The sequence below is a fragment of the Spirosoma aerophilum genome, from assembly GCF_054782495.1.
Genome location: NZ_BAAGSJ010000004.1, coordinates 664,722 through 679,209, shown reverse-complemented (window position 1 = coordinate 679,209; position 14,488 = coordinate 664,722). Strand labels below are relative to the sequence as shown.

Sequence of the window (14,488 nt, the reverse complement as noted above, 5' to 3'; positions counted from 1 at the left end):
GAATAAAGGCCCTTAGTTACAAACTGAGGGCTTTTTTATGTCAGGCAAGGTCATTATTGCAAAAAATTATGCCTTCAGCACCTTCCAGTTAGCTAGCCCAAGTTTGGTTAGGAAATACAGAAACGAAGTCCGTAGAACACCCAATCCATAGATGGAGCTGCGTCGGAAATTGATAGATGAGGCTTCCTCAAAGTACTTGGTGGGGCAGGTGACCTCGCCAATTTCGTAGCCTTTGAAGAAAACCTGCGCCACCATTTCGTTATCGAAAATGAAATCGTCGGAGTTGTGTGTGAAATCCAGACTGCGTAGCACTTCGCCCGAAAAAGCCCGATAACCGGTATGGTATTCGGAGAGTTTCTGATTCATCAGAACGTTCTGCGAAAAGGTCAGAAAGCGGTTTGCGATGTATTTATACATCGGCATTCCCCCTTTCAGGGCTCCTTTACCTAAAATACGGGAAGCAAAGACAACGGGGTACAACTCGTTGCCAATGATGGAAATAATGGCCGGTAAAAGTAAAGGAGTGTATTGATAATCAGGGTGAAGCATGACAACTATGTCGCCACCAAGCTCCAGCGCTTTGGCATAACATGTTTTCTGGTTGCCACCATAACCTTTGTTTTGATCATGACGGATAACGTGCCGAATACCCAACTGCTTGGCTACTTCGACCGTATTATCTGGACTGGCATCGTCGACTAATATAACTTCATCGACTAAATCGAGCGGGATTTCGCGGTAAGTCCGTTCCAGCGTTAAGGCTGCCCGATAGGCGGGCATGACGACAATTACCTTCTTATTATTAAACATTATAGCAAAATTAAGCGGTGGGTGTTATCATGCCAATTAATTTGACAATTAAAGCCATTTGGTATGACATATTGGCCGTAGATTTGTTGTTTAATCGGGAGCATGCTTAAGCCAAAGGCTTCATTATCTGTTCATTTTTTATTATGTTATCTAGCGAAACCATCTTTTTTCTAGCCTTTGCAGTCTTTGTTCTTGTCATTATGGCGGTTGACCTTGGCGTTTTTTCAAAGCGCAAAAGTCATGTTGTCCAATTTAAGGAAGCGGCTATCTGGAGTGCTATATGGGTAGCCTTGTCCATTGCCTTTTACTTCTTTTTAAAGAATTATGGGTACCTGGTTCATGGTATTACCGATATGGCCCGGCTTCAGGAAGTCAGCAACCGATACGCTGAACACGTTGAATTGATTCCAAGCAATTTTTCGGCCAGTTTAGCGAAGTTTCAGTCGAACATGTCACTCGAGTATATAACAGGTTACCTGGTCGAGTACTCACTGTCTGCCGATAATATCTTTGTTTTCATCCTGATTTTCAACTCTTTCGGTGTGCGGGAACGGTATTACAAAAAGATTTTGGTATGGGGTATACTCGGAGCAATCGTCCTGCGCTTTGTCTTCATCTTCCTGGGTTCAGCCCTGATCCAGCGCTTTGAATGGATCATGTTCTTTTTTGGTGCCTTTCTGGTATATACCGGTATTCAGTTGTTTTTTCAGAAAGACGAAGAGGAGAAGATCGAACCGTCAAAACACCCTGTTGTCCGTTTGGCCAGTAAATACCTGAACGTTTACCACCGCAATGTTACCGACAATTTTTTCGTCCGGCGAAAAACAGACCGAAAATTATTTGTTACGCCCTTGTTTTTGATAGTCATCGTGGTGGCTTTTACCGACCTGGTATTTGCCGTTGACTCCATCCCGGCTATCTTTTCGATCACGAAAGATCCATACATTGTTTTCTTCTCGAACGTGTTCGCGATTATGGGGTTACGGTCGATGTTCTTTTTCCTGTCCAGCATCATGGACCAGTTCCGTTTCCTGAAGGTGGGTCTTGCCGTGCTGCTTACATTTATTGGGGCTAAAATGCTGGCTGAACATTGGCTGGCTGAACAGGGGTTTAAGCCGGTTTATTCACTCTACATTATTGTCGCTATCCTGGGCATAAGTGTCCTGGCCTCTTGGCTTATACCCGAAAAGAAAAAAGTCGAAGCTTAATCGTTATTATAAATATGAAAAGCCATCTACACAGACATGTGGATGGCTTTTTTGTGTTGTTTTTTATCTATTTCAACAAAGACTATAATTTTTCCGACAAACTTATGCGCAGTATTCCATCGTTCGTACCTTTGTTTTAGAATTAGTCTAAATAAAGTATGAGAACACTCTTCTTTCACTATCAATACTATATCAAAAGCTTTGGTCTGCTTTGGGGCGTTTTATTTAGTTCGCTGGCAATGGCGCAAACGACCGGAACGGTTACAGGCCGAGTGCTGGCCGTTGATGCACAGCCAATGACACAGGTAACCGTACGGTTGACCACTGGTCGGATAGGGGCGCTGACCAACGAGCAGGGCGAGTTTACACTGAACCAGGTTCCGGCTGGCACACATACGTTACTGATCAGCCGGATGGGTTATAGCCGTAGTCGGCAATCGGTGACGGTAGCTGCCGGAGAGACGGTGACCCTAACGGACATTACGCTGCTGGAAAGCAGCGAATCGCTTCAGGAAGTGACCGTGGAGGGCAAAAATTCCTATAAAGCGGATATTCCTTCGTATAGCCTGCGGGTGAAAACGCCCCTCATTGAGTTGCCGCAGAATATTCAGGTTATAAACCGCCAACTCATTGCCGATCAGCAGATTTTCGATATGCTGGAAGGCGTTTCGCGGAATGTAAGCGGGGTGACCAAACAGGAGCACTGGGACAATTATGCCCGCCTGAACATGCGTGGATCACGGGTAGCTCCGTTTCGGAACGGAATGAATGTTCAGTCGACATGGGGGCCGCTGGCCGAAGATATGTCGATGGTGGAGCGCATCGAATTTGTGAAAGGTCCCGCAGGCTTTATGATGGCCAATGGCGAACCCAGTGGTTTTTATAACGTCGTGACCAAGAAGCCAACCGGTGTTTCGAAAGGCGAAGTGAATATGACAACGGGAAGCTTCGATACCTACCGCGCCACGCTCGATCTGGATGGTAAACTCAATCAGGATGGCAGTTTGCTGTATCGGCTGAACGTGATGGGACAGGCGAAAGGCTCGTTTCGTGATTTTGAATATAATAACCGCTACACGGTGGCACCCGTGCTCAAGTATAAACTGAGTGAACAAACGTCCATCACGGCTGAGTATACGTACCAGTACTCACAGATGTCGGCGATTGGATCAGCCTATGTTTTCAATGCTACGGGGATGGGCAACCTGCCCCGGGCTTCAACAGCGGCTTCGGCCAACCTCGACCCCACGAATGTTCATGACCACAGTGCCTTCCTGATTCTGGAACACCAGATTGACCCAAACTGGAAGCTGACCGGCCAACTGGCCTATTTCAACATGAGTCAGGTAGGGAGCTCTATCTGGGCCGATTCGGCCAAAGCCGACGGCACGGTTTACCGGTACAACAGTATCTGGGATGCGGCCAATGAAGGGAAATTTGCCCAGATTTTCGTGAATGGCGACGTGAAAACGGGGGGCATCACCCATCGCATTCTGGCTGGTCTGGATTTGGGTAACAAAAAATACATGGCCGACTGGAACCAGAGTTTCCCGCTTTACAGCAGCGACTTTACGTTCAACGTCAACACCCCCAACTATTACTTACCCGCCAGCCTGCTTCCCAGGTTCGACCGGACACAGAGCCTGCGCAACCGGGCGGGTACCAATGTGTTGAGCCAATCCTATAGCGGTATCTATTTGCAAGACGAGTTACGCTTCTGGGAAGACAGGCTCCGCCTGACGCTGGCTGGACGGGTAACGTCGGCAAAGGATAGTCAGTACGGCTCCGGCACAAATGAAACGGTCTTTACGCCCCGCGTCGGCGTTAGCGCATCACTGACAAAGCAAACCTCACTCTATGCGCTTTATGATCAGGCGTTTGTGCCCCAGGCGGGTGTTGATCGGCAGGGAAATGCCTTCAAACCTATTACCGGCAACAATATGGAAGTTGGTCTAAAGAGAGACTGGGCTGGTGGCCGTTGGAATTCAACCCTTTCGCTGTATCAGATCACGAAGAACAACGTGCTCACCACCGACCCGACCAATCCCAATTACTCCATTCAGTTGGGCCAGACTGAAACCAAAGGCGTTGAATTTGATCTTCGGGGTGAATTACTGCCGGGTCTGAACCTGGTTGCCAACTACGCGTATACCGACTCGAAGATTACAAAAGATACCAAATCGGAGAATGTAGGACTGCCGGTACCGGGCTACAGTAAGCATGTGACTAACGCCTGGCTTGCCTATCGGGTGCGGGAAGGAAACTTGCAGGGGTTGGGCGTTTCGCTCGGGTATCAATGGCAGCTTGATCGGTATGCCTGGTTTTCGGATGCTACATCAAAGGAGCCCACCTTGCCCAATACATTCCGAACCGACGGAGCCATTTCGTGGCAGAACAGCCGTGTCAACGTCGCGCTGAACATCAACAATATCTTCGATGCCTATCTGTATTCGGGGGCTTATTACCCCTACGGCGGCTACTATTACTATCAGGCAGAAGCTCCGCGCAATTTCCGTCTGAGCATGGGCTACAAATTTTAACGAGTTGATCAGCTAACCATGACAGCGAAAAAACTGATTGGTAATGTACACCTCTGGCTCGGACTTTCGTCCGGGCTATTGGTGTTTGTGGTGGCCATTACGGGCTGCTTTCTGGCGTTCGAGCAGGAAATCAAGACGGTGCTTCGTCCCTATCAATTCATTGAACCGGTTGCCAACGGAGTTGTGTTGCCGCCGTCTCAGTTGAAACGCATTGCCGAAAAAGTTGTGCCGGGCAAACCTGCCAAGGCGGTCATTTACGGGGATGGGGAGCATAGCGCCGTCGTGCCCTTTTATGGGGTTGCCCCTGACTATTACTTTCAGGTGTATATAAATCCCTATACCGGCAAGGTGCTGCACGTACATGACGAGGAAACGGATTTCTTTCATTTTATTCTGCATGGGCACTATTACTTGTGGCTACCCGAAACGATTGGCCAGCCGGTAGTTGCCTATGGGACGCTGGTGTTTGCCGTGATGCTCATAACGGGGCTGGTGTTGTGGTGGCCTAAAAACCTGAAAAAGTCTAATCGGGAGAAAAGCTTCCGCATTAAGTGGAAAGCCAAATGGCGCCGGGTTAATTATGATCTGCACAACGTTCCCGGTTTTTATGCGCTGGCTATTGGTCTGGTGCTGGCCTTAACGGGGATGATCTTTGGTATACAGTGGTTCGCCGACTCGGTATATTGGGTTAGTTCCGGAGGCAAAACGGCGCCGGTCTACCAGTTGCCCCTCTCCGACACGACGGTCGTTCGGCAGTTTGCTGCACCGGAAGACCGCGTCTGGCAACAATTGGGTAAGAACAAACCAAATACCGCCGGGCTGTACATTTCATTTCCCGAGAAAGCCTCAGAATCCATTTTGGCTTATGTCAACTACAAACCCGGCACCTATTATAAAATGGATTACTACTCGTTCGACCAGAACACGCTGAAGCCGTTGATTACAGAAGGACCCTATTCCGGTACGTATGCCAAGGCGGGTTTGGGCGATAAGCTTCGTCGGATGAACTATGACATTCATACCGGAGCCATTCTGAGTTTACCCGGTAAAATACTGGCTTTCTGCGCCAGCCTGATTTGTGCCAGCCTGCCCGTTACGGGTACCATCATCTGGTGGGGACGACGGAAAAAGAAGTCGCCTTCCACAAAACGGCGCTCTGTATCACAGATCAAGGAAAAAGTCTGAGATGGGACTCGAATGATTTACAGGATTTTTCTGGATTTTGCGTTATAATGCTGTTCATTAAAAAAATCTTGTGGAAATCCCGGTCCAGACTGTATTAAAGACATTCCGTCGACGTTTAACCAATCTTAGCAGCCGTAATCGGTCGCTTTTGCTGACAAGTTTACCGGCTGGTCAGTTTCTGGATCTACAGGAAACGGATTTTCTGCTTAACAGACCAGCCTTCACCATCATCAGCGACCTCATTAATCGGAAAGGGTCGATTGCCCTGTGCGATGTGCTTGACCCCCGGCAGGAGCGAAGTAATGAGGTGAGCCGCAAACTACGGCGCATTGACCGAACCGCCCGCTTTATTGAAGAGGAGCGGGGCACCGAAGATTTATACGTGGGATGGCCCTTTATTAAGGGTAAATTCATGGACGACTCGGTGGTTCACGGCCCCTTGTTGTTTTTTCCGGTCCAGATTGAGCAGCAGGGTAAACACTGGAAACTCACGCGACGGGGTGATGAACTGGCATTTCTGAATCCCACATTACTACTAGCCTACGGACAATTCAATCAGGTAAAGCTGACGGATGAGGTCATCGAGAAATCTGTCGACGATTTCGACCGTGACCCGCTCGTATTCCGTACTCAACTGTACGAATGGCTCAAAACCAGTCCTCTGGAGTTGAACTTTAATCAGGAGCTATTCACCAACAAACTTCAATTTTTCAATAAACAGAGTGCCAAAGATCTGGCCCAACTCGAACGCACCGGCGAACTAAAGCTTTACTCCGAGGCCGTGCTGGGCATCTTCCCGCAAGCCGGCTCATTCCTGGTGCCCGATTATGAGAAGCTAATTTTAAGGAGCGAGGAGCGAGGAGCGAGGACGGGGCCGCCCGGCGGTGAGGAGCTAAAAAGAAGAAGTGAGGAGTTAGGAGTTAGGAGCGAGGAGGCATTCGGCGGTGAGGAGGCAGTTAATAGCGAAGGGCTTTCTAATTCACTTTTTTCTTTTTTGCTTCCGAACGGCTCCTTACCGCCGGATGGCTCCTCACTTCCGGGACGCCGGCCGGCCGCTCCTCGCTCCTCGCTCCTAGAGCGCCAGCTCCACACCCCCCTGCCCATGGATGCATCGCAGGAAACGGCGGTGCGGGTGGTGAAGGCGGGACAGTCGCTGGTGGTGCAGGGGCCGCCGGGAACGGGGAAGTCGCAGTTGATTGCGAATCTAATGGCCGATGCCGCAGCAGCCGGGAAGCGGGTGCTGCTGGTATGCCAGAAGCGGGCTGCGCTGGACGTAGTGCAGCATCGTCTGGAGGAAGTGGGGATGGCTCCCTTTTTGGCACTGGTACACGATTTTCAGAATGACCGACGCGCTTTATTTGCCCAGATTGCCAGTCAGATCGCGCAGATCGACGCCTATCGGCAACAGAATAATGGGTTAAATGCCGTTTTGCTGGAGCGTGATTTTGATATAGAAAGCCGCCGGATTGATGACACCGTGGCGGAATTGCAGGCGTTCAAAACCGCGTTGTTCGATACGCAGGAAAGTGGCGTGTCGGCAAAAGAATTGTATCTGATGATACCTTCGGGTGGGAGTTATCAACAATTAATTGACTTAGAGGGTAGTTATCCACAATTTAGCTTGTCAAATGTGGGTAACTTTGTGCAGCGGTTAACCAACTATGCTGCTTATCAACAGGCGTTGGGACCGAATCATGTTTGGACAAACCGGGTCAGTTTTTCGGCCTTTACAAATGCTGATTTAGTCCGGGCGGAACAGATACTCCTTCGCTGGGAGCAAATACGGCAAACTGTTACGGATCAAATGACCGTACTGCTGGGCCAGCCACTTTCACTGACCAATTTACTCAACTGGCAGGCACATGATTGGGAGCTGACAGCCTTGCTGAGTCTTCTGAATGTGCCTGATGCACCCCTGCTCTGGAAGGTCGCCCGTCATATACTGGCCAATACGAACCATCCGTCCCTGAGCCTTGACGAAATTCGTTTCGATCAGTTGGCCCGGGGATGGGAAGAGGCATTGTTTACGCCCGGTCCGGAAACGTCACTGCCAACAACCGAGTTACGAGCGTTTCGGGATGTACTGGCCGATGCGTTAACAGCCCGGTCGTCGTGGGTGAGCTGGAACTGGTGGCAGTTGACAAATTCGGGCAAGGCACAGCTTCAGGCGGTTGTTTCAGCCAATGGACTAACACTTTCCGGATCCGATCTACAGATGCTTTCGGTGAAAGTAAATCAGCGGATCAAACTGGAAGCTATCCGGCACGAAGCAAATTCTTTACTCGTTGATCTGCCGCTCTCCCAATCACCGGAAAGTTTACGACTGCTGCATCGGGCACGTCATCTGGCCGAACGGTTAACTACGCTCGATCTGCTGCGGCATTTACCGGAATCTCTTTGGGAGACACCGGCTCAATTTTCGACCAGCGTACAGACGATGATGCAGCTAGCGGCTACGGTCACCCAGCAGCAGGCCGAAGCGGCTAACTACCTTACACCTGAGCCGCTGATGCGTAGTTGGGAGGATAGTGCGTATGCCACGGAACTACGCCGTAAGCTACGGGCCGATTTTGATTTGCTCGTTGAAGCAGATCGTCTACAGGACGGTTTTCTGGACGCCGAAAAGACGGTGATCGACCGGTTGAGTAACGAAGCTCCTGCTCTTTGGCCCACCATTTTTTTGGATAGCCTTCGGGCTGCCTGGCTCGACCATATTGAGCGACGATACCCTGAACTACGGGCGGTATCGTCGCTTAAGATGACTCAACTGGAACAACTATTACAGGACGGTATTCGTCGAAAACAATCCTTGAGCCGGGAGACGTTGCTGGTTAAACTACGGGAGCAAACGTACCGAAATCTGACCTTCAATCGCCTGAATAACGTAGTTACCTACCGCGATTTACAGCATCAGGTAACCAAGAAGCGCAACGTATGGCCGGTTCGTAAGCTGATGGAGTCGTTTACCGACGAAGTATTCAAGCTGGTCCCCTGCTGGCTGGCCTCCCCCGAGTCGGTTTCGGCCATGTTTCCCCTTCGGGAGGGCCTGTTCGATCTGGTCATTTTCGATGAAGCGTCGCAGTGTTTTGCCGAGAATGGGATTCCGGCCATGGCGCGGGGTAAGCAAGTCGTCATTACCGGCGATAACCAGCAACTGCGCCCGAGCGATTTGTACCGCACCCGTATTGATGAGGAAGAATCGGATGAAGAAACCCCAATTGCGCTTGAAGTAGAGTCCCTGCTGGAATTAGCTGCTCAATACTTGCCGCAAGTGTTCCTGACCGAGCATTACCGGAGCCAATCGCTCGACCTGATCACGTTCTCGAACGAACATTTTTACCAGAGCAAGCTCTCGCTGCTGCCCCGGTTCGATGATGTTAACCGACGCGAACCGGCTATCCGATACATGAACGTAAAGGGTGTCTGGCAACAAAACACCAACCAGGCCGAAGCCGAGGCTATACTGACTCTTATCGATCAACTGGCGGTTGAGCTTCCCGGTCGCTCCATTGGTATTGTTACCTTCAACTACCCACAGCAGCAGTTAATTCAGGATATGCTGGAAGGTGCGGCAACCGGCCAGGTACAGCCTCCGGAAATGCAGCGTTCCTACCCGGCTTCCCTTTTTGTCAAAAATATTGAGAACGTACAGGGTGATGAACGGGATATTATCATTTTTTCCGTTGGCTATGCGCCGGATGAGCGTGGACGCCTGGCTATGCAATTTGGTAGTTTAAATGCCAGGGGTGGCGAGAATCGGCTTAACGTTGCCGTGACACGGGCGCGGGAACGGGTATATGTGGTCACCAGTTTGTGGCCCGAACAGCTCACCGTAGCCGATACGGTCAACGAAGGCCCGCGACTGTTGAAAGCCTATCTGGCCTATGCACTGGACGTGTCGCAGGAGCGCTTCCGGCCAATGCCCAGACCGCAGCAGGCGCTGCCATCGGGCACATTACTAAAAGATAAACTGGCTGCCGAGCATACCAGCTGGCATTATGAGCTTCCTTTTGCCGACCTGACCGTAAAAGCGGAGGATGAAACGTATCGATCCGTTATTTTAACGGACGATGACTTGTTTTACCAGCAAACGACAAAGCAGGCCCATGCCTATCTACCCATGGCATTAGCCGCCCGTAACTGGCCCTATCAGCGGATGTGGAGCCGGGAATTCTGGCGTAACAAACTGTAAAACAGCTAAAATATTATTCGAAAAGTGCTCAGTTATACCCTTTTAGTTTAATATTGTGCACTCCTTCACGTCATCTTGTAGCACATCTTATCGCACACGCCTATGGTATCGTCCACTGTACAGGCCACCCATCTGCCAGAAAAGCTACAGATTCTATGGGAAGGTGTCCGGCGGCAGGATCATCAGAGCCTGACGGATTTATATGGGCAGATGTATACCGATTTGCTCAACTTCGGAATTTTTTTCGGTCATGATGGTATGACGACGAAAGACGCGGTCAATCAGGTGTTCCTTGAAGTCTGGGAGCGCGGTAAAGAGCTGCCCCCCGTTGAGAATGTACGTTCCTACCTGATTACTTATCTGCGCCGGAAACTCCTCCGGGAATATGAGCAGGGGAGCCGGTTCAGTGCACTCACCGATACCGAAATCCTTAGTCAGCGCTCGTATGAGGAAGTTATTGTTGAAGCGCAGCGGGAGGAGCGTATCCGGCAGCGATTGCAGGAGGCCCTTGTCCAACTCACACCCCGTCAGAAAGAGCTGATCGAAATGCGATTCTTTCGCAACTTATCCAATGAAGCCATCAGTCAGGAGACAGGGATGAACATCAATACGGTGTATAACACGATCTCGTCGGCCCTGAAGACACTTCGGCAAATTCTAGGGCAAGAGGATTATTACAATCTGCTTATTGTGTGGCCGTTGCTGTTTCCGTTGCTCTTTCAGGCAGAGTCGCTTGCTAACAGCTAAAATTTAGTTGAAAATTCTTTGTGAGATTTATCTTAAGTGCTACACTATGAGATAGCACACTTCATCAACAAGAATTTTATTTAGCACTTAGGTCTCATTGCGCAGTTAACGAATGGACTACGAAAACTACACAGTTGACGATTTCCTGATGAACGATCAGTTTCTGGCCTATTGCCTGGGAAGTGATCCAACTGCCGTTGAATTTTGGGAAAGCTGGCAATTGAAAAAGCCGCCTAACCTGCCTGCTTTTCGGGAAGCAGGCAGGTTATATGCCCTACTTAATGGCCAAAAGCCGCGTCTGGACAAATCGTTTGCCGAACTGGACGCGATGATTCAACGTCGCGGCCAGGTAGTTCCGGTTGTTCCTATGCCCATGGCGCTGTCCCGCGGTTTTCAATGGTGGGCTGCTGCGGCATCGGTAGTCCTGTTTCTGGGATTAGGATGGGCCGGATACTCGTATTGGCAGAATCAATATGTGAGCTACGCAACCGGCTATAACCAGCAGCGAACGATCTCTCTGCCTGATGGCTCCACGATAACCCTCAATAGTCATTCTACATTACGGCACAAACGGAATGGGTTTTCGGGTGGTGAACGGGTGGTTGAATTCCAGGGAGAAGGATACTTTTCGGTTCGGCATCTGATCCGGCATACACCGTTTAAGGTCGTAACAGATGATGCATTCGATGTAGAGGTTCTGGGTACCGAATTCACGCTGTCAAACCGGCCTGCACTTCACCGTGTTGTGCTCAACTCGGGCCGGATACAGATTCACTTTCACACGAATCGCCCGGAGGTGACGTTGCAGCCCGGGCAACTGCTTGAACTGGATGACAGCACCCGGCGTATCCATCAGCGAAGCGTACGGGCTGACCAATACAACGCCTGGCTTCGTAACCAGCTGGTATTCGACAACACGAGCCTAGTCGAAGTGATTCGCCGGATTGAAGATCAATTTGGGGTGAGGGTACAGGTTGAGGGAGCCGATCTGGCCGAACGAACAGTTACGGGTATCCTGCCCATGAACAAACCGGAAACGGTACTTGATGCAGTTGCCGCCCTGACTCAACTTAAGGTTCGCAAAACGAAAAACGTGTTTGTGCTGAGTAAACAGTAATTGCCGGTAGCTATGCAGTATATGTTGTCCGTTCTGATCGGGCGAACATTGGCGATTGTCTGCCTTATGGGTAGTCTACTTTTCGTTGGCTCCATGGCCCTCGGGCAGGTACCTATGCCGCTGCGGGAAGGTTTGAAAAAGCTGAATCAGAAACGAGGAACTTATTTTCTTTATGACCCAAAGCTGATAGATGGTCAGCTTATAACGACAAAACCGGACTGGAAGGCCGATACGGAACCGCTGCTGGCCCAACTCCTAAGCGGCACTCAGTTAGCGTTTAGGAAGGTGAGTGATTGTTATGTCATTGAGCCGATAACGGAAAAAACGACTCCCTCGCCCAGTCCGTCCGTCGTGACTCGGCGATTCACCATCAGTGGTTATGTTAAAGAGCGGGGTAGTGGCGAACAGTTGGTGGGGGCAACGGTTTTTGTCGCCGGAAAGTCAGGGACGCTGACCAACAATTACGGATTCTACGCTTTATCGCTGCCCGAAACCGATGAGGTTGACTTAATTGTATCACTGGTCGGTTACCAGCAGGCCTATCGACGGATTCGGCTAGATCAGCCGGTGTTGCTCACGGTTGAATTGACGCCCAACGATCTACTCGATGAGGTGGTGCTGACCTCTGATGCCATGGAACGTGCCGGGTCGAATGCACAAGTGAGCCAGCATACGATACCTATCCCTCTGGTTCAGCATACGCCGATGGTAGCGGGTGAAAAAGACGTCCTGAAAACGATCCAATTCCTGCCTGGTATTCAAAAAGGACTCGACGGACAAGTTGGGCTCCATGTGCGTGGGGGAGGGGCCGACCAAAACCTGCTTATTCTGGATGAAGCTCCCGTTTACAATGCCAATCATTTATTCGGATTCGTATCGGTTTTCAACGCGGATGCGCTCAAGAGCGTGCGGCTCCAGAAGGGTGGCTTCTCGGCGCGCCATGGGGGGCGTTTGTCGTCGGTGGTAGAGATGAATATGCGCGAAGGCAATAAAGAAAGCCTTCATGGTGAAGTTGGAACAGGTTTGATTACCTCCCGACTGATGCTGGAAGGGCCGATCATTCGAAACAAAGCGTCGTTTCTGCTCACGGCCCGGCATACCAACTTTAGCTCGCTCCTGGGTGGCTTTGTTGCTGACTTAGTGGATAATTATACCGGAACGAACTGGAAAGCCAGCTTTTATGATGTCAATGCCAAAGTTAATATTGAGCTTAACCGCCGAAATCAACTTTACCTGAGCGGATATTTTGGACGCGATTTTTTTGGTGGTGGGGATAGTCTGGACCGAAACCGCCGGTGGGAAAACGTCGTGCGTTGGGGGAATACAACAGGCACACTACGCTGGAATCACCTGTTCAGCGAACGACTGTTCTCAAATCTATCGCTTATTTATAGCAACTACGATTTTACGACGCACACAAAATACATTCCCATCGACCCATCAGACTTGTCCGTTAGTCAGAATACATGGCGGTATTTCGACGGGGTAACCGACTACACGGTTAAATATGACCTTGATTACTTCCCGACGCTTACACACCAGCTTCATGCAGGATTAACAAGCACACAACGGTCATTCCGGCTGAACGGGTACGAAATTATTAATTCTGCCAATAAGTTTCACCAGACTCACCACGAAGCCAATCGCTCTACCGAAACATCGGTGTATGCCGAAGATAACTGGACGGTCAGCACCCGGCTAAAAGCACTGGTTGGTGTTCGGACAACCCTGTATCAGATTCAGGATCAATCGTACACCCGTCTGGAGCCCCGCCTGTCGCTTTCGGCGAAGATGGGTACCAATACTGCCTTGCGCGGGTCTTTTTCGCTCATGAACCAGTTCATTCATCAACTGACCAATACCGGCGAAGGGCTACCTACTGATCTTTGGGTACCGGCAACGGCTCAGGTGAAGCCCCAGCAGTCGCAGCAGGTGGTGTTGGGTGTCGTGCACGATCTGACCTCAAAGTGGCAGCTTACCGTTGAGGCATATCAGAAGTGGATGCGGCATATTATTGGCTATCATCAGAATGCCGATTTTATTGGCATTACCAATGCGCAGCGGGCAGAAGGCATTCAATGGGAGAAAAACGTAACCAGCGGATACGGCAATGCGTATGGGGCTGAGATTATGCTCCAGCGAAAAGCTGGTCGGTTATCGGGCTGGGTGGGATATACCTGGGCCTTGACGCGCTGGTTTTTTGATGAGCTAAACAACGGACAGCCGTTTTATCCCTCACATGATCGCCGACATACGCTCTCTTGGGTTGGTGCTTATGACTTTACGCCAACACTCAAACTTTCTGGGTCATGGTCCTATAGTTCAGGAAATCCGCAGTCGCTGCCGGTATCGAACGTACCTAGTTTTGGCCATTTGGGGTTAGGGAAGGTCGACACTCCCAGTACACCCGCTGATCAGCTTTTTGGTACCGAAGGCCCTCTGGTGCAGGTTAGGCGATCGTATAACGGTTTTCGGGCCGAGCCGTTTCATCGCCTTGATCTCAGTGTACAGAAAACGTTTACAGGCCGTCGGTTGAAGCATGTGCTGGAGGCCACAGTTGTGAACGTGTATGGCCGCAGGAATCCATTTTATTACGACCTACATGTCGATGAAGCAAACCAGACAACGCTCAAGCGGGTTTCGCTGTTCACGTTCCTTCCGTCTATTAATTACACATTACGTTTTTAAG

The 14,488-nt window shown here is 50.2% G+C and carries 8 protein-coding genes; 7 read left to right on the top strand and 1 reads right to left on the bottom strand.

Annotated features, from left to right (window positions below; all coding sequences use genetic code 11):
* Positions 1 to 66 precede the first annotated feature (66 nt).
* A complete protein-coding gene (locus ACYVK4_RS04650) occupies positions 67 to 810 on the bottom strand; it encodes a glycosyltransferase family 2 protein (protein WP_461126309.1) in 744 nt (247 codons plus the stop codon).
* A gap of 143 nt (positions 811 to 953) precedes the next feature.
* Between ACYVK4_RS04650 and ACYVK4_RS04645 the strand changes: the two genes are divergently transcribed.
* From ACYVK4_RS04645 to ACYVK4_RS04615, 7 genes are all read left to right on the top strand, one after another.
* Complete coding sequence (locus ACYVK4_RS04645; RefSeq protein WP_461126308.1) at positions 954 to 2,018, top strand: TerC/Alx family metal homeostasis membrane protein; 1,065 nt, start codon at positions 954 to 956, stop codon at positions 2,016 to 2,018.
* Between the two features lie 158 nt (positions 2,019 to 2,176).
* Positions 2,177 to 4,558 carry a TonB-dependent siderophore receptor gene (locus ACYVK4_RS04640; RefSeq protein WP_461126307.1) on the top strand — a complete coding sequence of 794 codons (2,382 nt, stop codon included), beginning with the start codon at positions 2,177 to 2,179 and terminating at the stop codon, positions 4,556 to 4,558.
* A gap of 18 nt (positions 4,559 to 4,576) precedes the next feature.
* Positions 4,577 to 5,743 carry a PepSY-associated TM helix domain-containing protein gene (locus tag ACYVK4_RS04635; RefSeq protein ID WP_461126306.1) on the top strand — a complete coding sequence of 389 codons (1,167 nt, stop codon included), beginning with the start codon at positions 4,577 to 4,579 and terminating at the stop codon, positions 5,741 to 5,743.
* Positions 5,744 to 5,894: 151 nt separating this feature from the next.
* Positions 5,895 to 9,935: an AAA domain-containing protein gene (locus tag ACYVK4_RS04630; protein ID WP_461126658.1), complete on the top strand. Its 4,041-nt coding sequence runs from the start codon at positions 5,895 to 5,897 to the stop codon at positions 9,933 to 9,935.
* A 102-nt stretch (positions 9,936 to 10,037) separates the two neighbouring features.
* Positions 10,038 to 10,682: an RNA polymerase sigma factor gene (locus ACYVK4_RS04625; RefSeq protein WP_461126305.1), complete on the top strand. Its 645-nt coding sequence runs from the start codon at positions 10,038 to 10,040 to the stop codon at positions 10,680 to 10,682.
* Positions 10,683 to 10,794: 112 nt separating this feature from the next.
* Positions 10,795 to 11,799 (top strand): FecR family protein, encoded by a 1,005-nt coding sequence (locus tag ACYVK4_RS04620; protein WP_461126304.1) that lies wholly within the window; start codon positions 10,795 to 10,797, stop codon positions 11,797 to 11,799.
* A gap of 12 nt (positions 11,800 to 11,811) precedes the next feature.
* Positions 11,812 to 14,487, top strand: a complete 2,676-nt coding sequence (locus tag ACYVK4_RS04615) for a TonB-dependent receptor (RefSeq protein ID WP_461126303.1) — start codon at positions 11,812 to 11,814, stop codon at positions 14,485 to 14,487.
* The last annotated feature ends 1 nt before the right edge of the window (position 14,488 follow it).